The organism is Paenibacillus sp. TAB_01, assembly GCF_043945595.1.
In the GTDB taxonomy this organism is placed as follows: domain Bacteria; phylum Bacillota; class Bacilli; order Paenibacillales; family NBRC-103111; genus Paenibacillus_S.
In genome coordinates this window covers 286500-311304 of record NZ_JBIFNP010000001.1, presented here as the reverse complement: position 1 = coordinate 311304, position 24805 = coordinate 286500, and the positions used below count along the sequence as shown (strand labels likewise).

General features: G+C 51.9%; 21 protein-coding genes and 1 pseudogene. 4 read left to right on the top strand and 18 right to left on the bottom strand.

Annotation, left to right across the window (positions count from 1 at the left end):
- The first annotated feature begins 204 nt into the window (after positions 1–204).
- Positions 205–417 carry a cyclic nucleotide-binding domain-containing protein gene (locus tag ACHHV8_RS01495; protein WP_395156150.1) on the top strand — a complete coding sequence of 71 codons (213 nt, stop codon included), beginning with the start codon at positions 205–207 and terminating at the stop codon, positions 415–417.
- Positions 418–660: 243 nt separating this feature from the next.
- Positions 661–1533, top strand: a complete 873-nt coding sequence (locus ACHHV8_RS01490) for an HD domain-containing phosphohydrolase (protein WP_395156147.1) — start codon at positions 661–663, stop codon at positions 1531–1533.
- Between the two features lie 213 nt (positions 1534–1746).
- On the opposite strand, the pseudogene thyA reads toward ACHHV8_RS01490, so the two are convergent.
- Together thyA and ACHHV8_RS01480 are read right to left on the bottom strand one after the other, a co-directional pair.
- Positions 1747–2262: pseudogene (gene thyA, locus ACHHV8_RS01485) on the bottom strand (thymidylate synthase); the annotation flags it as partial.
- Positions 2263–2416: 154 nt separating this feature from the next.
- Positions 2417–3298 carry a LysR family transcriptional regulator gene (locus ACHHV8_RS01480; protein ID WP_395156145.1) on the bottom strand — a complete coding sequence of 294 codons (882 nt, stop codon included), beginning with the start codon at positions 3296–3298 and terminating at the stop codon, positions 2417–2419.
- 146 nt (positions 3299–3444) lie between these two features.
- Here ACHHV8_RS01480 and ACHHV8_RS01475 point away from each other — a divergent pair, with 146 nt between their 5' ends.
- Positions 3445–4083, top strand: a complete 639-nt coding sequence (locus ACHHV8_RS01475) for an HD domain-containing protein (RefSeq protein WP_395156143.1) — start codon at positions 3445–3447, stop codon at positions 4081–4083.
- A gap of 447 nt (positions 4084–4530) precedes the next feature.
- Positions 4531–6714: a 5'-nucleotidase C-terminal domain-containing protein gene (locus tag ACHHV8_RS01470; RefSeq protein ID WP_395156141.1), complete on the top strand. Its 2184-nt coding sequence runs from the start codon at positions 4531–4533 to the stop codon at positions 6712–6714.
- 147 nt (positions 6715–6861) lie between these two features.
- On the opposite strand, the gene ACHHV8_RS01465 is transcribed toward ACHHV8_RS01470, so the two are convergent.
- From ACHHV8_RS01465 to kdpB, 16 genes are all read right to left on the bottom strand, one after another.
- A complete protein-coding gene (locus ACHHV8_RS01465; protein ID WP_395156139.1) occupies positions 6862–7077 on the bottom strand; it encodes a helix-turn-helix domain-containing protein in 216 nt (71 codons plus the stop codon).
- Between the two features lie 12 nt (positions 7078–7089).
- Entirely contained in the window at positions 7090–7569 is a 480-nt protein-coding gene (locus ACHHV8_RS01460) for a DUF2975 domain-containing protein (protein ID WP_395156137.1), read from the bottom strand.
- A 243-nt stretch (positions 7570–7812) separates the two neighbouring features.
- Positions 7813–9003 carry a macrolide family glycosyltransferase gene (locus ACHHV8_RS01455; RefSeq protein ID WP_395156135.1) on the bottom strand — a complete coding sequence of 397 codons (1191 nt, stop codon included), beginning with the start codon at positions 9001–9003 and terminating at the stop codon, positions 7813–7815.
- A gap of 116 nt (positions 9004–9119) precedes the next feature.
- Positions 9120–9449, bottom strand: coding sequence for an ArsR/SmtB family transcription factor (locus tag ACHHV8_RS01450; protein ID WP_395156133.1), 330 nt, complete (start codon positions 9447–9449; stop codon positions 9120–9122).
- 155 nt (positions 9450–9604) lie between these two features.
- A complete protein-coding gene (locus ACHHV8_RS01445) occupies positions 9605–10015 on the bottom strand; it encodes a GNAT family N-acetyltransferase (RefSeq protein ID WP_395156131.1) in 411 nt (136 codons plus the stop codon).
- A 179-nt stretch (positions 10016–10194) separates the two neighbouring features.
- Positions 10195–11652 carry a sulfatase gene (locus ACHHV8_RS01440; RefSeq protein ID WP_395156129.1) on the bottom strand — a complete coding sequence of 486 codons (1458 nt, stop codon included), beginning with the start codon at positions 11650–11652 and terminating at the stop codon, positions 10195–10197.
- A 68-nt stretch (positions 11653–11720) separates the two neighbouring features.
- Complete coding sequence (locus tag ACHHV8_RS01435; RefSeq protein WP_395156127.1) at positions 11721–13397, bottom strand: type 2 periplasmic-binding domain-containing protein; 1677 nt, start codon at positions 13395–13397, stop codon at positions 11721–11723.
- Positions 13398–13440: 43 nt separating this feature from the next.
- Positions 13441–14322 carry a carbohydrate ABC transporter permease gene (locus ACHHV8_RS01430; RefSeq protein WP_395156125.1) on the bottom strand — a complete coding sequence of 294 codons (882 nt, stop codon included), beginning with the start codon at positions 14320–14322 and terminating at the stop codon, positions 13441–13443.
- Between the two features lie 16 nt (positions 14323–14338).
- Complete coding sequence (locus tag ACHHV8_RS01425; RefSeq protein ID WP_395156123.1) at positions 14339–15325, bottom strand: ABC transporter permease; 987 nt, start codon at positions 15323–15325, stop codon at positions 14339–14341.
- A gap of 155 nt (positions 15326–15480) precedes the next feature.
- Positions 15481–16515: a helix-turn-helix transcriptional regulator gene (locus ACHHV8_RS01420; protein WP_395156121.1), complete on the bottom strand. Its 1035-nt coding sequence runs from the start codon at positions 16513–16515 to the stop codon at positions 15481–15483.
- The gene (locus ACHHV8_RS01415) at positions 16457–16984 is read right to left on the bottom strand and encodes a response regulator (RefSeq protein WP_395156119.1); all 528 of its coding nucleotides are present in this window, start codon (positions 16982–16984) and stop codon (positions 16457–16459) included. Before ACHHV8_RS01415 ends, ACHHV8_RS01420 begins: the two co-directional genes overlap by 59 nt.
- Positions 16974–18827 carry a sensor histidine kinase gene (locus tag ACHHV8_RS01410; RefSeq protein ID WP_395156117.1) on the bottom strand — a complete coding sequence of 618 codons (1854 nt, stop codon included), beginning with the start codon at positions 18825–18827 and terminating at the stop codon, positions 16974–16976. The genes ACHHV8_RS01415 and ACHHV8_RS01410 overlap by 11 nt, the downstream gene beginning before the upstream one ends.
- Before the next feature lie 114 nt (positions 18828–18941).
- A complete protein-coding gene (locus ACHHV8_RS01405) occupies positions 18942–19394 on the bottom strand; it encodes a GNAT family N-acetyltransferase (protein ID WP_395156115.1) in 453 nt (150 codons plus the stop codon).
- A 261-nt stretch (positions 19395–19655) separates the two neighbouring features.
- On the bottom strand, positions 19656–22037 hold the full coding sequence (locus tag ACHHV8_RS01400) for a universal stress protein (RefSeq protein WP_395156113.1): 2382 nt from the start codon (positions 22035–22037) through the stop codon (positions 19656–19658).
- A gap of 42 nt (positions 22038–22079) precedes the next feature.
- A complete protein-coding gene (gene kdpC / locus ACHHV8_RS01395) occupies positions 22080–22688 on the bottom strand; it encodes a potassium-transporting ATPase subunit KdpC (protein WP_395156111.1) in 609 nt (202 codons plus the stop codon).
- A 68-nt stretch (positions 22689–22756) separates the two neighbouring features.
- Positions 22757–24787 (bottom strand): potassium-transporting ATPase subunit KdpB, encoded by a 2031-nt coding sequence (gene kdpB / locus ACHHV8_RS01390; protein ID WP_395156109.1) that lies wholly within the window; start codon positions 24785–24787, stop codon positions 22757–22759.
- Positions 24788–24805 lie beyond the last annotated feature (18 nt).

Sequence of the window (24805 nt, the reverse complement as noted above, 5' to 3'; positions counted from 1 at the left end):
AACAAAAATGTTTGCAGGTCGGGTTTGTGTTGGAAGATATTGTACGGAAATATATGAATTAATCGAAAACACGACCTTCGATGCAAATAATATTAAGAAGCTAGCATAATTCTTGGAGGTTATAAGATTGAAATACTAGGAAAAGCACCATTATTCAATAACCTCAGCGATCAGCAATTGCAAAGTATTTCAAGAGTCAGCAAGGTGAAAACATATAAAGCAGGGACGATCCTCTTTCGTGAGCACGAAATGGGATTGATTTTTTATATCGTGATCTCGGGCAGCGTGAAAATCTACACATCCAATCGTAACAGCGGCGAGGAAGAAATCTTGACGGTATTTGCTGCGGGTGAAGCGTTCGGAGAGCTATCATTGCTGGAAGGTAAACCGCGTTCGCGCCACTGCTCAAGCTATTGAAGATACACAGATCCTTTCATTATCGGCTCATGACTTTACCAATTTATTAAAAGATAACTTTGATATTAGCCTAAGCATATCAAAGAATTATGCGGTAGACTTCGTGAAACCAACCAAGAAGTCCAAGATCTTACATTTTTAGATGCAAAAGAACGAGTAGTCAAAAGCCTGGTGAAGCTCGCGATCAAGCATGGGAACCGAACCGGGAATATCAAAAAGTAAGCTGGAGAAAGCGGTGGTTGAATGAAAGAAAGTCACTCCAGTCAATACCAGTACGTTGGCTTCCGAATTAACAAAAATTTTTACAATAGGAACGGCGTTTTGGTTGTACCCAAGTTATCTGTACTTACACGTAGAGACATTCAATATTTATTGCACCAAGGTATAGCGATAAAAGAAGATGACGTAGAGCAAGCATCTATTCTTCATCTCGTCAATTCTGCAATTAATGAAATTAAAGTCGCGTTTGATAAGGTACGTTATTTAAAACATATACCATTAAATTATGTTCACGAAAAAATTATTCCCGTTGTTACAGTAATGAGTGAACATCCGGATCTGCATCATATTTTTACCCACCTAAAGCAACACGATGAATATACTTACAGGCATAGTATCGGGGTTGCAATTATATCCCAACTTATTGGTAGAGCGAGAGGCATACGAGCGCAAGAACTATTAGAGTTAACCATTGCAGGATTTTTACATGATATTGGAAAGGTAAAGATCCCTGATGAGATCATTAATAAACCGGAAAAACTAACCCCTGATGAGTTTCATCAAATAAACCAACATACAGTTTATGGTTTTGAAATAATGAGACGTACTGCCGGGATCACATGCAGACAAGCACTTGTCGCTCTACAGCATCATGAACGTGAGGATGGCAGCGGATATCCATACGGAGTGAACGGAACAATAATTTTATCTTTTATTTCTTCATCGTTCTTTAGAATGTCCGCCCAAGTCTCAAACGCGCTGTCTATTCTATCTTCTCTCGTTGGATTCAATGATATTTCCCCGATAAATGCCTTAAAATGGTCGTTTAATTTCACTAAATTACCTCCTGTTAGCTTGTTAGCACTCACTAGATTTCGTATAATCTATTACTTTTAGTGTCGCATAGTTTGGGAATGTAATCTGAAGAGCATACTAAGAGACGCTCTCGGAATAGTGACCATTAAAATAAATCAATTCAGATAGATCATTGATTTATCGCAAAGATAAACAATTTGCCTTTTCCTACTTCTGGACGCTCCCGCTTGGGCTACGCCCACAACTTTTATATCAATTCCCTCCTGTCTTAATCAATATTTTTTCCTACCGAAAAAGGAACGTATCGACCGACCGCATCTGGAACATGCAGGACAGCTTGCCCTCCGCTACATAAAATTGAAATGCATAGTGGCAAGGCGGCAGCGCCATCCGGTCCACCTCCGCCGGATTCCAGGCTACGACCAAATGTCTGCGGGAATCGGGATTATGCTTTATCTGCTCGACAACCTGGCTGATCTGGTCGATATGCCGGCCGTCCGGCGCGGGCCAAGAGCGCCACTGCGAGCCGTAGACCGGTCCCAGATCGCCGTTCTCATCCGCCCACTCGTCCCAGATGGTGACCCCATTGTCCTGCAAATAGCCGATGTTCGTATCCCCGCTCAAAAACCAGAGCAGCTCATGAAAGATCGACCGCACATGCAGCTTCTTCGTCGTCAGCAGAGGAAAGCCTTCCGCTAAGTCGACCCGAAGCTGGCGGCCGAAAACCGATATCGTGCCGGTTCCGGTGCGGTCCCCTTTTTGTACGCCATGGTCTAAAATATCCTGAAGCAAATCCAAATAAGCTTTCATTGTTCACCTCTAATAATAAATTTCTTCGCCGCGGCGTGTGAAATGAATAAATATCATTATATAACGAGTTTAGGTTTTTAACTATAGATTCATTCCCCTGCATGAAACCTGATATTCCCAGCATCGGGCAGTGCCGTTGCTCCGGCCGCCCGGTTCAATCGAGTGAAACGTGCTTTTGAAGGAGTTGAATAAATGCTCGTGCAGCGCCTCCGATATATTTACTTTTAAGGTAAATAATACCTACTTTCCTGCGCAGCGAGGGATTCGACAACGGAATCACCTTCAAATCCCGCGTATCGTATAACTCCAGCAAGGTCTTTGACAAAATGGACACTCCCGCTCCGGCCCCAATCAAGAGCAGCAAAGATTCGATGGTCGTGGTTTCAATCCGGGGATGTAATTGAAAGCCCTTAACCGAGCATACCGAATCAATCATTTGACGGCACCGATGCGTTGCGGGGAACATCACGACATGCTGATTTCTGATTTCATCAAACGGGACAGTCGAATGCCCGGCCAACGGATGATCCTGATTCGTCACCAAATAAAATTCTTCTTCATAAAGCGGTATCTGCTCAAAGCGTTCATCCTCTTCCGTCAGAATCGTCACGGCGAAATCAAGCTCCTCCAGAATCAGCGGCCTTGTGACATCCTCCATTCCACGTAATGTAAACTGCAGCTTAGGATGCGCCTTGTAGAACTCGCCCAATAAGCGGGAAACAAGCTCATTGATTTCGCCGATCAAGGCGGCAACCGCAAGCGATCCGCGCTCGGAGCGCTGCCATTCATGAATTTCCTGACGGGCTCCCGCCAAAGAAGCAAAGACCGTATGGCAATGCTTATATAAAATTTCCCCGGCTGCCGTCATCGATATTTTTTTGCCGATCCGGTTAAAAAGGGGAACGCCCAGCTCGTCTTCCAGCAGCTTGATTTGATAGCTCAATGTGGGCTGTGTGATTCCCAGTATTTCAGAGGCCCTCGTAAAATGCAGCTCACGGCATACCGTTTTAAAGCACTCCAGCTGTCTTAGTTCCAAAGCATTTCCTCCTCGCAGGCTGTGCAGCAGGCTTGAATCATTTATTCTATCTATCATTATAATAGAAACAATAGTATTGATCTATCAAATATTGAACCCTAGAATAAAGCTTGTACCAGATGAATTTACCAGGAGGTCAGGATCCCATGTCAAAATTAATCGCGAATGTAACCATTCCCGATAGCAAGCTGGCTCTCGAAGCCGCCGAATTGCTGCAAGAGCACGGTAACGAGCTGTTGTGGAATCATTCAAACCGGGTATTTCTTTTTGCCGCCATTCAAGGGAATCAAAACGGTGTAAAGTTTGATCCTGAATTGCTCTACATCAGCTCCCTATTCCACGATATAGGACTCACTTCCAAATACAGCAGCCCGGACAAACGCTTTGAAGTGGACGGGGCTAACGCCGCCCGTGATTTTCTAAGAAGCCGCGGTGTCCCGGAGGAGTCGATCCGGCTGGTATGGGATTCCATTGCTCTGCACACAACCCTTGGCATAGCGGAACATAAAGAATCGGAAGTAGCGCTTATGTATTTCGGTGTCGGTTATGACGTCATGGGACAAAATTTCGAGCTCATATCGCAAACAATGCGCCAACAGGTCGTTGATGCTTTTCCGCGCAATCAGTTCAAGCAGAAGATCTTACCCGCATTTTTGGAAGGGTTCAAGCACAAGCCGGAAACGACCTTCGGCAACATCAAATCCGATGTTTGCGAGCTGCTCCTGCCGGGATATACACGTCCCAGCTTCTGCGATTGTGTCCTCCATTCCAAATGGAGCGAATAACTCCGATGGATACGCTCAGTGCCCGTATCGCTATGCAGCACGAGAACGAATGCCCAGCCAACATGCCGAAGAGCACCCTCCCTCCCGTGAGAGCCGGCTCAGGCTCAGCTTGTAGACAACGTTCCATTTTATCGGAACAGGGTCTGCAAGTTTTTTTTGCATGCCGTAGCTGAATGGCTGGCTGCAAGCATGATTTCGCCTTATTAGCTCGCCGACCGGGCTACCGCGATCGACAGCTGCCGTCAAGACCGCTTCCCCTTGTCGAAAAAGGGGAAAACGACGAGGATTCCGCGGCTCGGGCGCCTATCAATTTTCTACAGGTTTCTCGCGAGGCTGAAAGTATAATAGAAGAAAATGCTTTCAAAGCCAGTTTTGCTGGCGCAAAAACTCAGCGTATGCTTTCGAAGCCAGTTTTGCTGGCGCAAAAACTCTTAGGAGGACACCACCATGCTCAACAAGTCTAGGAAAATGAAAGCAGTCGGCGTCATCTGCCTGTTAGCTTCTTCATTGTACGGATTTCAGAGCCTTTCAGGGGCGCGGCTCCTTCCCACGGCCGAAGCCTCCGAGCCGGCGGCAGCGGCGGCCGTTCATCCGAAGAGCGATCTTCAGCTCGCCAAAGAAAAAGGGATCGTCGAGGGATACCCGAACGATCCCGATTTGCACGGCTCCCGCCCCATTACAAGGGCAGAGCTTGTCACGATGGTGAACCGCGCCGCCAAGCTGGCCCCAAGCGATAACCTGAGCGCGCCGTTCCCGGATCTGGACGACTGGCAGCTTGAAGCCGTAGCCAATGCCGTTACGGCAGGCATCGTGCAGGGCAATGAGTTCGGACGCTTTGAGCCGAACCGGGCCGTCACTCGCGAGGAATTGGCGGTCATGATCGTAAGAATTTTGAATAAAGGTGACGATCCTAAGGTCAATACGAATGTTTTGAACTATTTTAAAGATAAGGATGCGATCTCCAGCTGGGCCCGGCCTTATGTGGCTTACGCCGTGCTCAGCGGGTTGTTCGATCCCGTACTCGGAGCGAGCTTTCACCCGCAGGGCGCCGCCACCCGGGACGAAGCGGCCAAAGCGATAAAGCCCATCGTCTATCAGAAGATCGACATCCTCGCGACGGGCGGTATCCGCGGCCATATCGAGAGCCGGCTCGATCAACAGAGCAGCCGTGCGCGGGGCGGTATCGATACGGCGGCCGGTGTCGTATACGACTACCGCTCCGTTAACCCGGAAGGCACTGTCGTAGTCGACGGCGGAGACGCCTGGCAGGGAACGCTCGTCTCCGATACGACGAACGGGCAAGCCGTCCTTGATGCCATGGCCCGCATGCCTTACGATGCGGCCGCCATCGGCAGCCATGAGTTCTATTTCGGGCGCGATGTGCTGATGAACCATATCAAGCAGGCTCCCTTCCCTCTTCTCGGGGCCAATATTATCGATGATGCGACGGGTAAGCGGGCCGGCTGGGCCCAGCCTTACACGATCATCCGCAAAGGCGGACTCCAAATCGGCATCATCGGCCTCACGACTCCCCAAACGCAAACGACGGCCAAAGCGGCCGATATCGAAAGGCTCTCCTTTGCCGAGCCGCTCTCTTACGCCAAGTCGCTTTCCGCAGAATTAAAGGCGAAGGGCTGCGATCTCGTGCTCATCATCTCCAGTCTTTCCGGAGAACAGGCTGCCCCGTCAGCTCCAATTAAGGGCGAGCTCGCCGAGCTGGCGGACGGGACCGGCACCGATACGCTCGACGCGATAGTGGGCGGCCACTCGCACCGCAGCGTTGCCGGGAACGCCAACGGCATTCCGGTTGTCGCATCGGAGAGCCGGCTGTACGGCTTGGGACATATCCAGCTTTACGTGGATAAAGCCTCCCGCAAGGTCGTTTCCTCCAGCGCCGGCCTGCTTGAAACCTATGCGGATCTGACGACGCCCGACCCGGACGTGCAGCAGATTGCCGCACAGTATCAAGCTCAAACCAGCGAGCAAACGCACGTCGTCATAGCGCAGGCAGCGGATAAGTGGACTGCCCGGTCGTTCCGTTACGGCGTCAACGGCGGGCAGGAGCGCGACGGAGCAGCCCCGCTTGGGAATTCCGTCACGGATGCCATGCGCGCAGCGGAGCAGTCGGACATCGCCTTCACCCCTATCGGCGGGCTTGCTGCGAATATCGAACCGGGCAAAGTGACTTACGGCATGATGTTCGAGGTGCTGCCGTTCAGCAGCTATAACCGGACCGGCACCATGACGGCGGAGCAGATCAAACGGCTGCTGGAGGTGACCGATTCCGCATCCAAACTGCCTGCCCTGCAGTTCTCGGGCTTGAAGGTCGAATGGGACAACCGGCAGCCTGAAGGCCATAAATATACGAAAATTACGCTGACCGACGGAACCCCGGTCTACATTGACGGCAAGCTCAACACGAGCCGTACGTTCCGGGTAACGGCCAACGACTATCTGGCTTCCGGCAGGGTCGACGGCTATGCCGCCTTCCGCGAGGTGAAGGACTGGAAGGACGGTAAGGCGCTGCTGGATGCCTGGGTCGATGACATCAAAGCCCGGGCTGCGGAAGGGATGGCCATTTCCTTAAAAGACGACGGGCGGGACGTCCGCCTGGACATTCAGCGGCCTTAAGCCTCGGCGTGAATCTTTCCGCTGCGATGAAGCCTTTTCGTATACTGCCGCTCAAATTAGGCGCGTTATGCGAGGTTTCGCCTATGCAGCAAAAACAAAAACCCGCCGATATGGCGGGTTTGCGAGGCCGAGATCCGTCTATAGCATTTAAGCGTCCTCTTCGATTCTGTACTCCAGAATGTCCCCGGGCTGGCATTCCAATGCTTTGCAAATCGCCTCTAACGTGGAAAGCCTGATCGCTTTGGCCTTTCCGTTTTTTAATACAGAAAGGTTTGCCATTGTAATGCCAACTCTCTCCGAAAGCTCGGTTACGCTCATTTTCCTTTTCGCCAGCATCACGTCAATATTGATTATTATGGCCATGGTTTATTCACCTCAGATCGTTAATTCATTCTCCGATTGTATATCTATGGCGTTTCTTAGCAGCCTTTGAAGCACAGCGGCAAAAATCGCAATCACGAGCGCAGCGAAAATGATGACCAGCCCGATTAAAATGATACCTGGAGCATCGTCCGCCTCCGCGATCATATAAAAGAGCGGCATCCCTAATACGTACAAGGCGCTGATGATAAGCGCACTGTATTTGATGTTCTTTAAAGCTTTTACAGACAATTCCGAGAACGCCTTGTTCTTGTCAATATAGCTTAACAGCTTAAACGCTTGATACAGAGCAAAGTAAAAAGGGAGCGCCGCGGCATACAAATCAAGGATAACGAGATATTTCAAATAAGTATGGCCGGGGTACAATTCCGCTGTAAACTTCCCTATCTCAGGCACCAAAAATATGCATATAGCCAGAACCGGAATGCCGATAAGGACAACAGCCGCCTTTAAAAAAAGTGTTTCTCGTTTCATAAAGAGCACCTCACTTAATTATTGTCAGGTTGAATTTAACATAAAGTTTATCGTTTCACAATAAATAATAACTGATAAATATTAAATTTTTGTTGTTATTAAATTATCATATTCATAGTAGACAAAGCAAATAAGCATTCCTCGTTCCCGAGAAATGCTCCGCCTCCGGCTGCACCGGCATTTCATATCACCTTAAAGGAATAAAAGCCGCGCGCGGCAATCATGCCCTCCGGCTAAATTGGATTAACCCTTAAATTCAAAAATTTCATCCACCGCTTGGCGATACCCGCCTGATTTCCGAAGGGACTCTCCCATACGGGCAGCGGCCTGCCTGAAAGACGATTGGCTTAACACCTGGTCTGCGGCTTCCCGCAGCTGCTCTGCAGTCAGGCTCTCCATTTGCAGTTTAACGCCCGCCCCGATCTTCGCGACCTGCCCGGCAATGATCGGCTGATCCGCGCTTTGCGGGATGACAACCAGCGGAACTCCGTAATACAGACCTTCATGGGTACTGTTCATGCCCCCATGGGTAATAAACAATTGCGTGTGCTGCAATACATCCGTTTGCGGAACGTAATTTTTCACGATGAAATTGGCTGGAATTTCCCCTAGATCCGAAATGGAGGTTCTGCTGCCAATAGACAGGACAACCGTATGTTCCGTATGCCCGAATGCTTCGAAACAAAGCTTATAGAAATCAATAGCTTGGTTAAAGACGGTCCCCAGTGAAATGTAGATTGGCTGCTTCCCCTCAATTTCCGTAAGAAGGCCGGTGTCCTGCGTGAATCGTGAAGAGATGGATGGCCCTACAAATTTGTAAGTCGAGTCGAATGCCTCCCCGCCAGGCTGAAACTCCCTTGTTGTATAAACGAGGGTGAGCGGGGCCGGATTACAAAACACCTCGTAAGGAGAGCCGATCTCCACGCCATATTTATCCTTCACTCCTGCCGTCAGGCTTTGGAATCGATCGTGGATCGGTTGAACTATCTCTGCAGGGGTATTTGTGAAGAAGGGTTCCAGTATTTGATCGAACGAATCTTGGGTCTGGGCAAAGGAAGTACAGGAGCTGACGGCAGGAAGCTTAAGCATTTGAGCCAGCAAACGCCCGCAGCCGAACATGGAATCATGGATGATATAATCAAATTGCTCTCCTTCGATCTGCTCAAGAACGCTCGGGATGACGACATCCGCCGTAAGCAATAGACCGTTGATTCTTTCGAGCAAATAATTTCTTCCGCCCGAGATAAAGGCTTTAATAAATTTTTGATCGTCAAAGGTTCGTACCGAGGCTCCCGTCTTTTCCATCCGCTCCCGGTACGCTTCGATACAAAAGTACACGACCTCTTCGCCGCGCGAAATAAGCTCTTGCACAACTCCGATCGTTGGATTGATGTGTCCCTCGGATCCGCCATTAATAAATAAAACCCGCGCCATGTTTACCACTCCTTAGGTATGCTCGAATCGCATAATGGAATCCATTTTATCATAGTACACCACTTGGAAATTTCCAAATTTATATTCGGCTGCTGCACTTTCCCGACAGCTTAAACTTATAGCTCTTCCTCCTCTAATAATCGGTTCAAACGCAGCATATTCGCACTCCAGAATTTGCTGTAGAAGGCCACCCAATCCTGAACTTCCCTGAGCGGAGCGGCGTTTAGCCTAAACCGCGTTTCTCTGCCTGCTTTTCGGTCAAGCACCAGCCCGGCCTCTTTAAGGATGGTCAAATGCTTGGATACCGCTGTACGGCCCATCTGAAACTGTACCGTTAATTCATGAAGCGGCATCTCCTCCTCCTCAGCTAACAGCTGAATCAGCCGGCGTCGTGTCGGATCTGCAATGGCGTCAAACACATCCCGAAGCTGGTTATTCTCGCTCACAGCACTCTCTCCTAAATATCCGTTTCTATAAAATCGTCCTATGTATCACTAAGTGAAGGAATCGAAGTCAACTCACCACTCCCTTATAGTATACCGTTTTCAGGCGCAGCGCCCAAGGAGCCCCTATCATTCGATCCCTCTGACTACGGGACGAATCAGCTTATTTGTTTAGTCAGAATGATTTCCAGCGGTTCATTTTCAAGCAGCAGACAGCCCGCATCCCGGTAACCTAATTTTCTGTAGAAATGCTGTGCCTCCTCATTAGCCAAGGTTGAGGTCATGACCAGCTTCACTCCCTTCTGTCTCATTTCCTCTTCCCAATAAAGGACAGCTTGCTTCCCTAACCCCTGACCGCGATACGACTCTTCGATCCATAGCATGTTCATAAAAGGGGTGTTGTCCCAAAAATATCCGAACCTCAACCAGCCGATATTAGTTTCATTTTCATCCCGCAAAATATAGATTTCACGATGCTTAATCTTTTGTAAAAGCAAGCTTTGCATCATATGATGGTCGCGTTCCAGTAAATACGTGTAGTCAGCTTCCGCTGCAGCCGTAATGTTCATAGCTATCCCCTTCCTATGGCACAAAAAAGAGCGGCTCGCCAAGAGGGGCTGCTCATGAGGTCATAGTCTCAAAAAGCCCCTCCAGGAGGTCGCTCTATCATGAAGGTTAAAACACATTGCAAACAAAATCAACTCATTAAAATGATTACCTTTGCTTATCCAAACCTGCGAAGTTCAAATTAAACATAGCCCATTCTCGCGTACTGCCATTCCGGCGCCTGGTACTGCTTAAGCAGCTGATAGAGCTTGGCAGCATACCGCTCTTCCAATGCAGGATTTTGAAGGGCAGATTGCTGCTCCGGATCCTGCTCGATATCGTACAATAAAGGATGCTCCGGCGCGTTATGATGTTTACGCGATGCTTCCGCTGTACGATAGACCGCCATTGTTGTTTGCGGCAAAAATCTCCCGAGCTCGGCATGCTCGTATTGCAGCGAGGCTTGAGCGGATATCACCGGTGTCGCCGTATGATGGTAGGCAACGGAATCCTCCAGCGGCTGGCGAGTGTACGTGTAGCGGCCGTCGGTCAGATTAATGTCTTTGGCAAAGTAGCCGTAGAGAACGGCCTCATGGTGCTGTTCGTCTTTTTGCAGCAGGTGTGCCAGCGATTTCCCCTGTACATACCCGGACGGAACGGCTCCGTGCAGCTCCAGCAGGGTTGGCATCAAATCGATGGTCGTGGTGAGCGCCGCCACCCGTTTTCCATTCATCGGCGAGCCGGGCCGGTATGCAATAAGCGGAATATGCGCCAGCTTCCGGTAATCGAACATGTAGTTTTTGGCCCAGTACCCATGCTCTCCGAGCAAATGCCCGTGGTCCGTCGTCAGAATTACGGTTGTATCCTTCCATAAATCAAGCTCATCCATCTTGTCGAGCAATTTTCCCAGCCACACGTCGGCCATCGTCAGCGTACCGGCATAGCATTTGCGGATATGGTCGATCGCCTCAGGGCCTTCGTGTTCCGTGACCACAGGCGCATAGCTGGGCCAATCAAAATGGTACGGCCCGTTCCAGCTATCTTGGTATAGATCGCGGTATTTCTGCGGACAAACGAACGGCTCATGGGGATCGAATACTTCCAGATGCAGCAGCCAATTATCCTGGTCATGATTGTTCTGCAAAAAATCGATCCCCCGCATAAAGCATTGGGTGGTCGGATAATCTTCCTCTCTCTCGAGATCCATACAGCTGCGATTGACCCAGTCCTGCCGGCGGTTTTTTCCGCGGTAGACGGGAATCTCGGGATTCTTCACGCGAGGCTGCCAAGGGTCGCCCTCTTGACCGCGAATAAACTCCCAAGTGTTAAAAGGGGTCTGATAGCCTGAGCCCGACGCTTCAAAGTAATGGTAATGATCCGTAATCATATGGCTGTAGGTGCCGGATTGCTTTCTCAGCACTTGGGGATACGCTTCGTCAAAGGGCTGCAGCGGACACCAGCCCGATTCCAGGAAATTAAGACGGCCTGTCATGATTTCTCTGCGGGCAGGCATGCACGGCAGAGAACCGGCATAATGGTTGTCGAAAACGGCGCCCTTCTCCGCAAGCCGGTCGATATTAGGGGTTTGAACCCAAGAGGGCCCATAGGCATTCAAGTAATGACGATTTAACGAGTCCATTAAAATAAACACAGTTTTCACTTTTATCCCTCCGATGCAGCTTCTTTACTGTAAGAAAAAGGATGGAGAATACCTCCATCCCTTCGTCTTTACTTCATATCTTGGACAATTATTTTGTACTGCTCATTTTGCTTTTTGGCAATATCAAAAATGTCGTCAGCCAGGATTGAATTGCTGCGGTCGGTTTCGTACCATTTCTTGTACCAATCCTCCACCTGCGCACCGCCGGCCTTGGACCAGGCATCCTGCGCATCCTTCATCGCCTGCTCGATGCTGTACTTGCTTCCGCTCACCGTGGCTTTGAGCCAAATATCGCCGACGGTTTTGTCGGCATTCGTTTCAACAGCATTAAGGTCTTTCGGCGGTGTAGGCATATGCTCGGAATGCGTCAGCTCCGGGTAGCCTCTATCGAACGTCATGTAAGTGGAACGGAACGAATCGTAAGTATTCTGATATTCGTCCTTACGCGGATCGCTCTTGAATGCCACCATAGGTACATCGCATTTATTATAGCTGATGCCGATATTTTCCAGCATTCTCATGTCGAGCGTAAGATCCGCTACCTGCTTCTTCGACTTGCCGGCGTCCATAATTTCCGGGCAGCCGTCGGTCATTTTGTAATGCGTCCCTTCAATCCCGTAATCCAGCGCTTTCGTCGTCGTGTCCTTAAGCGAAAAGTCGATGTACTTGACCACAGCTTCCGGGTTCTTCGCCGTTGCGCTGATCGCCGCGACCATCTGCACCGGATTTTTGAATGTCGGTACGAAGGCGCCGAAAGAGCTCTTCGGATACGGCATGAACGCGACCTCGGCTCCGGATACATTTTTCTTGAGCGGATCGATAGTCCCCATCAATGTATCCGTGACCACATCCGAGGTAAGGAAACCGTAAATGCCGACCTTGCCGGTAATAAAGTCCTGCTTAGCCTTGGCACCGTTCGTATCCGTTGTAAAATCCTTATCGATCAAGCCTTCGTCATAAAGACGTTTGGCAAAGGTATAATATTCCTTCTGACGGTCCCAATCAAGCGCCAGCTCGTTGTTTTTAACAACCCATTTGGAGGTGGCTCCGAACATTTGCTTCAGACTGAAGTTCGAGTTGCTGCTGAGGGAAATGCCGTACGTATCCTTCTTGCCGTTGCCGTCAGGGTCCTGCTCTGCAAACGCTTTTAACACGTTGTACAGCTCGTCGGTCGTCTGAGGTACGGAGAGACCGAGCTTCTTCAGCCAATCGGTTCGGATCAACAGACCGCGGTTCGGCTCAACCCAGTTGATTTTCCCGAAATAGTACAGCTTTCCGTCGCTTTTGGAGCCTGCTTTTTTCAGAGCCGGATTATCCTGCAGTACCTTCTTATATTCCGTGCTGTATTTATCAATGAGTTCGTCAATCGGCATGAACTGCTTCTGCTGCTGAAGGGTGTCCTTGGTTTTCGGAGAATATTCGAACAGCAGGTCCGGGGCGCTGCCTGAGGCATAGAGCACGTTAATCTTCTCCTCCGGCTTGGCGCGCGGAATGGCAACGTATTTCACATTCGCCGGTCCGTTCTCGTTCATCCACTTGGTCCAGCGGTTGTTCTCAATAGTCCCTTCATCCGGCGACACGTTGCCCCGGTCATAGATGGAAACGGAAATATCTTTCTTCGGTTCGGCATTGGAGCCGCTTGTTCCGCTCTGTGCCCCATCGGATTTGGACGAGCAGCCTGCAAGCAGTGCGCCTCCCGTCATCGTAAAAAGCAGTACACCGGTTACCAATCGTTGCTTTGTCATACGGAAACCCCTCTCCAATCAATAGATGCTATATATGATCAGCTCAGCCCTTGACGGAACCAAGCATAACACCTTTCACAAAAAATTTCTGCAGAAAAGGATACACTGCAAGCATCGGCAGCACGATAACGAGCACGCCGGCGGCTTTCAACGATTCGGGCACGACATTGGCCTGCACCCCCGATGTGACGCCGCTGTTTACCAGCTCCTGCAGCAAATTCTGGCTCTGAATCATATTTTGTACAAGTACCGTCAGGTTGAATCTGCCGGTGTCCTGGATGTAAATCAATACAGGCAGGAACGTGTTCCAGTACGTCACGCCATAAAATAAGGTCAAGGTGGCGATGACCGGCAAGGACAGCGGCAGCACGATACGGAGCAGGTAAGCAAGCTCGGAGCACCCGTCGATTCTGGATGCGTCGTCGATTTCGCTTGGGATATTCTCGAAGAAGGTCCTCATGATCAGCATATTGTATGTGCTTACCAGCGCCGGCAGCCAAAGGGCAAAGTACGAATTCATGAGCCCGAGTGATTTTACGACGAGATAGGTCGGAATCAGACCTCCGGAGAACATGATGGTAAATACCATAGCCAATGTAAAGAATCGCCGGCCGTAGAAGATGCGGCGGGAAATCGGATAAGCGGTCATGATCGTTGCGGCCATGCTGAGCACCACACCGATAACCGTTATGACTACGCTATTCCGAAAAGCGCCTATAATCGGCGTCCCTGTAAGCAATGAAGTAAAGGCTTCCGTATTCCACCCGATCGGATAGAAGCTGACGCGTCCCGCTTCGATCGCAGCCGTATCGCTGAAGGCAATCGCAATCGTATTGATTAACGGAAACAGGCAAGTCAGCCCGAGTAAGGCCAGAACGATGTTATTGATGATGTAAAACCATTTTTCTCCCAATGAAGCTCTCATCCTATTTCCTCCTCATCTACCAAAGTCCCCGGTCGAACCTGCGCGCCAACGCATTGGCGCTGAGTACGAGAATTAAACCGACAATCGATTCAAACAAGCCCATAGCCGTAGTCAGACTAAACTGCGCTCCCTGCAGACCTACCCGGTACATGTAAGTGCTGATCACGTCCGCTACGTTGGATACGACGGCATTCTGCAGCACATAGACGTGATCGAAGCCGACCTCCATGACGCGTCCCATAGCCAGAATGAACAACAGAACGATCGTCGTACTGATGCCGGGAAGCGTGACGTGTCTGATCTGCTGCAGCTTATTCGCCCCATCCAAGCTGGCCGATTCGTACAAGCTGGGGTCAATCGAAGTGAGGGCGGCCAGGTAGATGATCGCGCTGAACCCCATCTCCTTCCAGATGCCGGAGCCTACATAGATCGCAATCCATGATCCGGGATTGAATAGGAAGGGAAAAGGCTCTGCCAGCCATCCCTTCAGCAGCTGATTGATGGTCCCGGATTCCGTAGCGAACAAAGTGAAGATAAAACCCCCGATAATGACCCAGGAGAAAAAATGCGGCAAATATACAATGGTCTGAATCCATCTCTTATACCACGTTCTTCTGACCTCGTTCAGCAGAATCGCGAGAAGAATCGGGAACGGAAAGCCCACAATGACGTTCAAGAGACTGAGCACAATCGTATTGCGGATAATGTTCAGCGGCTGCGGCTGCTTGAAGATCGTCTCGAAGTTTTGCGTACCGACCCAGGGACTGTCCAGCACCCCGTCAAAAAAATTGTAATCCTTGAAGGCTATAATCAGGCCCCCCATCGGGACATACTTGAATAATACATAATAGAGCAGTCCGGGTATAAAAAGCAGCATCAGCGGAATATTCGCTTTCCATCTTCGGCGGCGCGCCGCCTGTCTCATCCTTCGCTGCAGCTCGGCTGCAGCTGGCGATTCCTCGGTCATGACTGCGGAGTTCCCGGAGGTTCGTACGGTTGCCATAGCTTTGTTGCTCCTCTCTGTTTCGTTCGCCCCTTCATTGTAAATCGAACCCCGCTGAGGATGCCTTCATTCTCTACGGACAAATCTTGAATTTTTACAGAAGTGAAAAAAAGAAACACCCTGAACGGCGCGAATCTCCGTCAGGGTGCTATGGTTCAAGTGCAAGGCTGCTTGCGGTATTCACTTGGCGAGCAGCCTGCCGACTGCTTGAAGGCTGTAGCAAAGTAATTCGAATCTGCGTATCCGACCGCTTGGGCGATCTCGATGATTTTCATGTCCGTATTCGTTAAGAGCAGCTTGGCTTTCTCCATCCTAAGCCGGGTTAGATAGCCGCTGAAGCTTTCGCCCGTCTGCTTCTTGAACAGGTTGCTGAAGTAGTTCGGATTCAAATGGACGTGGGCAGCTACAGCCGCAAGACTGCATTCCTCCCTATAATGCTGCTCCAGATAGCGGATAGCCCGCTCAACCAGTCCGCTCCTGCGCTCCTCCAGCCATTGTGCGGTAACTCGCTCCAGCAAAGCGATCCGCTCCGAAATCCATTCGTCGACTGCAGGGATCGACAGCAGCCCCAGGAGACCTTCCAGCTCGGAGGCGATGTCCCCCGGCTCCGCTTCTTGCTCCAGCTCCTTGCGCTGCACCTCGCGGATGACCATGGCCAGGCAGAGCGCATCCGCTTTCCGCTCGGGCAGCGACACTTCCGGGCGGCTCTCGAAGCTTTGCCGGAGGATGGTACCCATCTCCGAGTGTTTGCCGAGCAGCAGGAGGGATGTAATTTCCGCATGCAGCGCCTGTACCTTCGCTTCGTCGATCCGTCTGTACTTGCTGTCGGAAGACACAAGGAGCGGCGAAGCGGCGTTGTGCATGACATACAGCTGCTCCGCATCCTCTTCCGTCTTGACCTGTCCGAGCCGGAATGCTTTTACAGGGAGCCCCAGCAGACGATGCACCGTCCTCAGCAAATGATCGAAGAAGGCCGCGTCTTCGGAGTCCGGCTCGAGAAAAAAGGCAAACCGCCCGTATTCCACCGTCATCCAGCGTCCCTCGCGCCCCCGGATCGTCATCAGCTCCGCAGCGATGTTGCTTATCGCGAACTGCAGCAGCTCTATATCCTCGGCCCGGTATTGTTTGCCTTCAGGGAGAAACGTCTCCACGCTGACCAGCCAGAAGTCCCGCCCGTTCAGCCAGCACATCGTTCGGGGCGGCTCCCCTGCCGGTTGAGGCAATCTCAGGAGAACCGAGCGCAAGGCATGGCTCCTCCCGGACACGCCTCTGCTCCGCCTTCACCCTAAGCTGCTCGTAGGCTTGCCGAAGCACACGGCAAATCTCCTCCTCGGGACACGGCTTCAGCAAAAAATCTTTTACGCCGTACCGTACCGCTGCTTGGGCGTATTCAAAATCCCGGAAGCCGGTCAGAAGAATAACCGCCGTCCCGCAGTTACGCTCCGAAATGTGCCGGGCCAGCTCAAGCCCGTCCATCACGGGCATCCGAATATCGCTTAGGATCAGGTTCGGCTTCAGCTGCTCGAGCTGCAGCAGCGCCTCCTGCCCGTTACTGGCTTCACCGGCCACGCTCCAGCCGAGCTCGTTGGTCTCGATCAGCTTTCGGAGTCCCCTGCGGATTAACGGCTCATCGTCTACGATCATGATGCTACCTGCCATCGGCTGTTTTCCCTCCCCGTGGTAAATACACGCTGAATGTCGTTCCCGCTCCGTTCACGGATTGAATCTGCAGTCCGTACGGCTCGCCGTAGAGCAGATCGAGTCTCCGGATTACACTGCGAATCCCAATGTGAGTGCGCCTCCGCTTCTCTTTCGCAGGAGCGATTTCACCCGTCTGGAGCTGTCTCCGGGCGCCCCGCGCCGAGCCCAGGAAAGAGCGGATCAGCTCCGCCGTCATCCCCTTGCCGTTATCCATAATCTCGATGACAATGGCCGGGGCCGCTTCTGGCGTCTCCGTACCAGCCCTCGTCATCCCCCGGTAGGCCCGGATGCTGAGCATCTGACCGGAAGGCATGTCGGTGAAGGCGTGGACGAACGCATTTTCGACAAGCGGCTGGAGAATGAGCCGGGGCACAGGGATGTGCGCGAGCTCCTCCTCCATTTCAACGATTGTCTCGAGCTGATGGCCGAACCGGTGATTCTGAATGGTCAAATAGCTGCGAATCTGGTTCAGCTCGTCTTCCAGCGTCGTCTCGGTCTCAACCGGCTCCAGAGCATACCGCAGCATATCGGATAGCGATACAACGAGCGTGGCGGTCTCCCGGTCATCCTTCAAATAAACCATCCAATAGATCGTATCCAGCGTATTATGGAGAAAATGGGGATTGAGCTGAGCCTGCAGTGCGATAAGCTCCGCTTCGCGTTCGCTTAGCTGCCGCTCGTATACTTCCTTGATTAACGTATCCACGTGCTCCGCCATCGAGTTGAAGTTTCGAGCCAGAAAGCCCAGTTCATCGTCCGTACGCACCGCAAGCCGGGTTTTCATATCGCCCTCCTTCATCCGGGCCATCCCCCGAACCAGTTCTCGCAGAGGGCGAAGCAGCCGGCTGCCTGTCCATGCTACCAGTACCCCGGCGAACAACAGGCTGATAATGCCGATCAGCAGATTCACTTGAAAAATAATCCCGCTGCGCGATTGCAGCGAATCCAGCGAAACACGGCTGATCAGAGTGAAGTCAACTTGGCCGGAGCGGCTCTTCGCGTACAAATACGGTTTACTGTCCACATCCATCGTGCTGCGGTTTATCACGTCTCCAGGCTTGGGCGCCTCCCCCGGGTCCGATATATCGCTAAAGACGAGATGATCCATTTTGTCATACAAAAAAACATTGGCCTGCGCATCCTTGACCAGATCGTTCAAATATTCGGAAATCAGGGACTGATCGAACAGCATCACCATCGTGCCGTACGGCTCCTGCTGTACCGTCTTCATCTGCCGGGCCGCCGCAAAAAAAGTCTGATAGCCCGATTCCGCCTTCCGGCTGGGCAGCTGCAGAGGAAACCAGATCAGGTTGCCGAACGACCCTTCGAGCGATGCTTGGATGTGCGCAAATGCTTCCTTCGGCAGCTGATTCGTAAATGAGCTATTCGTCCCGCTAAATATAAATCCGTTTTCCATGGTGTCGTAAAGATACATCCCGATCAGCTTCGGCTCGTCGTATTTGACCTGAAACAACAGCTGGTTCAGCTCATCCTGGTCCGAAAGCTGGGTGTACGTTTCCCGCTGCTCGGTCTGTGCCGAACGCTCAAGCACCTGCTGCACATAAGGGTGGAACACGATAAAATTGGAAATCCGGTAAATGTCGCGAATCTGCAAATCGAGCCTGGCCGCCGCCTGCTCGTTCGTCTTGGAAAACTGCTCGCTGATCTCGTCTGTGAACAAGTTGAGATGAATTTTGTAGCTTATATAGCCCGAAACGGCAAAGGTGAACAGAATAATAACGGCGAGGCTGGCAATTAATTTTTGCGAGAAGCTTTTGCGGGTTAATCGAATCGGGCTCACATCTGTCTCCTCCCGGATGAAGACAAACCTCCGTTCTTTACGGCAGCCGTGTCTTGGTTGTTTTATTGAGCTGTAGTACTCGCTTGCTTATAAGGAGCGTATCGAATAAACATATTAACTCATTTCATAGGACACCCATTCCGATAGATGACCCCCCATTTTATTATAGAGAGACTGCGCGATTAAATTATCCTTTGCCGTTTCCCACGTCATATATGCGAAATCATTCTCTCTTACAAAGGCCAAGCAGACTTGAAACAATTTCTCGCCCAATTTCGCTCCCCTGGCCTCTGTTAAAACAAATAAATCGTTTAATATGGCAGCTCTTTTTACTTGCAGAGTACTAAAGGTAAAATACAAGGTTGCAAATCCGACCAGCTTTCCGTCTCTCTCCGCACAAAATTGCATACCGCTTGCTGGATTAGCGAGCAATTGCCGTATCAAATTTTCAAGGGATTGTTCATTGGGCATCGGTCTGTTATAAAAATCGACAATGTATTGAACCATTAAATCCAAAAGCTGCGGAATATCTTGCTCATGGACTGCTCTTATAACTGTATCATTCATCTCTATCTCGTTCCTCCACCTATAACTTGAAATTGATTTTATGGTATCATACCATGCTTTCCTTATGAACAATCAAGTTATTCTGCCCTGAAACGACAAAACCCGCGCAGCTGCAGGCCGCACAGGTTTCAATTTCTTTCTTGCTGGCTCCCGCATCAAAAAAAGAGCGAATAAGCAAGAAATATATCCCACTTATCCGCTCTGATTATGCGGTTTATATTTTATTATAAAATGCAGGAATGCAGCCTTGTCCTAGCTCGCTCAACTGCGGTTGTTTACCGATCGCTCTGTACTCGACGGCTCCCGGGCCGTAGCCGGAAACGGGTCAAAATCGGCGACCACAAGCACATCCAGATGCCTGGAGGCGCGAAGCAGCCCTTTGACAATGGAGCCTTTAAGCAGCTCCTGCCAGAAGGACAGCCGCGACTGCCCGATAATAATCTGCGTCGCCTTGTATCCGTTCGCCTTGTCCATGAGCGCTTCAGGAATATGCCTGCGCTTAGCCGCTTGAATCACCTCGAAAACGCCGCCAAGCCGCTCGGTCAGCTTCTTGAGCTCTTCCAGCCTGCTTTCGCCTTCCGGCGGCAGCGCTGCAGCTTCCGGCTGGGCATAAGCAACGTACCAGGCGGCCTTTAGCCGGTACGCAATTCGAAAGCCGCGCCGCAGCAGCCTCTCTGCGTTGGCCCCGATATCGATGCAGACGAAGATGACCTCCCGTCTCCGCCAGGAACCGCGAAGCGAGCTTTGGCGCTCCCACGCTTCCAACCGTTCGTCCACATCGTCCGCGATCTCCCTCAACGCCAGCTCACGCAGCGCAATCAGGTTGCCTGTCTTGAAAAAGTGGCTTAAGGCTTGATCCACCTTCTCCATTGCATAAATTTTGCCTTCCTTCATCCGCTGCTGCAGCGATTTCGGGGCAACGTCAATAAGCTGAACCTCATCGGCCAGCCGCAGAATATGATCCGGCACCGTCTCTCTCACCCTGACTCCGGTTATTTGCTCAACCGCATCGTTCAAGCTCTCCAGATGCTGCACGTTCATCGTGGAGATAACGGAAATGCCTGCAGCCAAAATATCCAGCACATCCTCGTACCGCTTCTTGTTCACGCTGCCCGGAACATTCGTATGCGCGAGCTCGTCGACCAGCACGACTTCGGGATTGCGGCGGATGATTTCCGCCGTATCCATCTCCTCCAGCCGGGTGCCGCGGTAGTTCACCTGCTGCCGAGGGATCAGCTCCAGCCCGCCGATCTGCTCCGCCGTTTCTTTACGCCCATGTGTTTCAAGCAGCCCGGCGAGCACATGAATGCCTTTTTGGATCAGATCGTTCCCTTCGCGAAGCATCGTGTATGTCTTACCAACACCCGGCGCCGCGCCGATATACACCTTGAACCGGCCGCGCCGGATGCGCTCCATCCTGCTTTCCACCTGGGCTCTGCTTAACCGCCGGAATGCCTCGGCTTGCTTCTGCGGCTTGGTCAGCTTCGCAGGCAGAATGCGTTCCCCCTCATGCTCCGCACGGTCGGCAATGACGAAAATATCGATATTTCTCGTTTTTTTCAAAATATCATGAACGATCGAGCCCTGCCACAGCTCCTGCCAGCGGGTTTGCTTCGAATGGCCAAGCACGATGCGGGTCACGTTATTTTCCAGGGAGTAACGGACCAGCGCGTCAGGAACCGTTCTTCTGGAGCGAAACGGAAGCTCCTCGAACGGTGCACCGACTTTATCAGCCAGCTTCCGGATGGATCGGCGAAAGGCGGCTTCCTCCTTAGTCAGTTGACGCCTCCGGTTGACGAACGTCACGACCAGCAGATCCCCGTTCAGCCGCTTGGCAATCTGCTGACCTCTTCTGACGTAAATCGATCCGTTCCAATGATACTGGGCGGATACGAGAATACGCTCGGAAGCGCCGGATGGGCCGATGAGCCCCGCTTCCTCCCGGTGCTTCTCCAGGGAATCGTTCACGCCTTCCGCCATCAGCCGCAGCGACAGCTCACGCAGCACGGCCAAATTGCCGCGCCGAAATAATTCTCCGTTGTTCCGGCTTGGCTTGAGGCTTCCTTCCGTTACCCGGCTCAGCAGCGTTTCCGGCGTCACGTCGATCAGCACGACTTCGTCGGCCAGCTCCAGCGTATCCGCCGGAACCGTGTGCTCCACCTCGATCCCGGTCAGCTTTTGGGCGGCATCCTTGACCCCTTCCAGCTCATACACGTTGACCGTCGTGATGACACTGATGCCCCTGCCGAGCAGGAAACGGATATCCTCGAGCCGGGTTCGATGGAGGGCGTCCTTGCGGTTTCGGTGTGCAAGGCCATCCACCAGCACGACCTCGGGATTACGCTCCAGGAGCGCAGGGAGATTGAGATCCTTCTTTTCTTCCTTATCGCTCCCAAGCCAATGGATGCTCGGCACCCGCTCCAGGCCGCCGGCCTGCTCTACGGTGTCGGGACGCTGCATCGTTGACACGGCGCAAATAACGACGTCAATCCCCTGCTCCTTCAGTGCCCGGCCTTCGCGCAGCATATGGTATGTCTTACCCGACCCGGTTACGGCACCGATATACACCTTCAGCCGGCCTTGATGCAGCTTGGAGATCGACTTTAAGATCTCCTCCGGCGTTTTGCGTTGGAAGCTTTCCATGGACGCCCTCCTTCCCGGCCTCTTGCCCGCGATATGAATATCTTATTTGTGCAGCAGACCGTCTAATGCCAAGTTCAGCTCCAGCACGTTCACTCTGGGCTCGCCGAACAATCCCCAATCGCGTCCTTGCGTATGATCGGCCACCAGCTTTTCCAGCTGGGCCGAAGACAGCCCCGTCAGCTTACTGACCCGCGGTACTTGAGCTTCTGCCGATTGCGGCGAAATATGCGGATCAAGTCCGGACCCGGAGTTCGTGATCAGATCGATGGGAAGCCGGCTGACCGGTACATCCGGATTATTTTTCACCCAGTCCTGAATCGATTGCTCCGTGCGCTTGAGCAGCTCCGGATTGGACGGCGCATAGTTATTGGAGCCGGACGCTTCCGCTTTGTAGTCGATGCTGGATATGCGGCCGTGGAAATAAGCCGGGTCGGTAAAGGCTTGGCCGATCAGCTCGGAGCCTACGATTTGTCCCTGGCTGTTCTGAATCAAGCTGCCGCCGGCGCGGCCCGGCATAAGCGCTTGGGCCACTCCCGTACAAACAAGCGGATAGAGGATACCGCACAAGACAATAAATACGACACTCAGGCGAAGAATAATGCCTATAGACAGCGGAGCTGTATCGGCCCCGGATTTTGATGATGAATTCATCCCTATTCCTACCTCTTTTCTGTTATATCATTCAAGCACATATTATCAAGCTGCTTCCTAAAGCCGTACTACACCCACAAATGCACGGCAAGATCGATGAGTTTGATCCCTATAAACGGAACCGCTACACCGCCTAATCCATAGATAACCATATTGCGCTGCAGCAGCTTCGCCGAGCTCATCGGCTTGTAGGCTACGCCGCGCATCGCAAGCGGAATCAGCAGCGGAATAATGATCGCATTGAAGATCAATGCCGATAAAATCGCAGAGAGCGGCGAACCCAGCCTCATCACATTGAGCGCCTCCATCTGCGGAATCGCAAGCGTAAACATCGCGGGAATGATCGCAAAATATTTCGCGACGTCGTTCGCAATACTAAACGTCGTCAACGCGCCTCGCGTCATCAGAAGCTGCTTGCCGATCGCGACCACCTCAATAATTTTGGACGGATCGGAGTCCAGGTCGACCATATTGGCCGCTTCCTTGGCCGCAATCGTGCCGCTGTTCATCGCCAGGCCGACATCGGCCTGTGCGAGTGCCGGCGCATCATTCGTTCCGTCGCCTGTCATGGCGACCAATTTGCCCTCGGCCTGCTCCCGGCGAATGACCGCAATTTTATCCTCCGGCTTGCTCTCGGCGATGAAATCGTCCACACCGGCTTCACGGGCAATCGTGGCGGCGGTCAGCGGATTATCGCCTGTGCACATGATCGTCCTAATGCCCATTTGGCGCAGCTGGTCGAACCGTTCCTTCATGCCGGGCTTCACGGTATCCTTCAAATAAATCAGTCCGAACAGACGGTCATCTACGGCGACGGCAAGCGGAGTCCCGCCTTCAGAGGCAATCGCATTGCCTTTGTCGGTCAAGTCGCCTGGAATGGTTCCGCCCTGAGACTCGACCCAGCGTTTCACCGCATCCACAGCTCCTTTGCGAACCTTGCGTCCATCCTTCAAATCCATCCCGCTCATCCGCGTCTCCGCTTTAAATTCGATGAACTCGCCGCCTTCGACCAGAGCCTGATTGAACATCAGGCCCTGCTTCTTCATAAGCTCCAGCACGGAACGCCCTTCCGGTGTTTCATCCTTGACCGAACTGACGGCCGCCCATTCTGCAACCGCCGTTACCTGCTCCGTACCGACAGCGATAAACTCGCTTGCCATCCGGTTGCCGAATGTGATCGTTCCGGTTTTATCCAGAATCATCGTATTGATGTCGCCGGCCGCTTCCACTGCCTTGCCCGACATCGCAAGCACATTGAACTGGGTGACACGGTCCATTCCCGCGATACCGATCGCGGAGAGCAGCCCCCCGATCGTTGTAGGAATCAGGCACACCAGCAGCGAAATCAGCACCGGTATTTCTAACGAAATATCCAGATATTTGGCTATAGGGGCCAAGGTAACGACAACAATCAGAAAGATGAGCGTCAGGCTCGTCAGCAGCGTGTTCAGCGCAATTTCGTTCGGCGTCTTTTGACGCTTCGCCCCTTCAACCAGTGCAATCATCCGGTCGATGAACGATTCCCCGGGGTCGCTTGTTATCCGCACCCGAATCTTGTCGCTTACGACGCGGGTGCCGCCTGTAACGGAGCTGAAATCACCGCCCGCTTCCTTCAACACCGGTGCAGATTCCCCGGTAATAGCCGACTCGTCAACCGATGCCAAGCCTTCAACGACCTCACCGTCTCCGGGAATCATCTCGCCTTGGGCGACAACGACCACGTCCCCTTTTCGCAGCTCCATAGAAGGTACCTGCTTCAGCCCTCCGCCAACGACTTTATTGGCCATAATCTCTTTCTTCGTATGCTTCAGCGAATCCGCCTGCGCCTTGCCCCGGCCTTCGGCCAATGCTTCCGCGAAGTTGGCAAACAGCACCGTAAACAGCAGGATGAGGAATACGGCAAAATTAAAGCCTATGCTGCCCTCGGTTCGGAAGTATCCTGGAAATATGGTCATCAACAAGACGATAGCCGTTCCCGCCTCAACTACGAACATCACCGGATTTTTCATCATCGTGACTGGATTCATTTTGATAAAGCTGTCTATAACAGCGCGCTTCACCATATCGCCGGTCAATGTTTTTTTTCTGTTCGAACTCATGTATCCTTCCACCTCTTC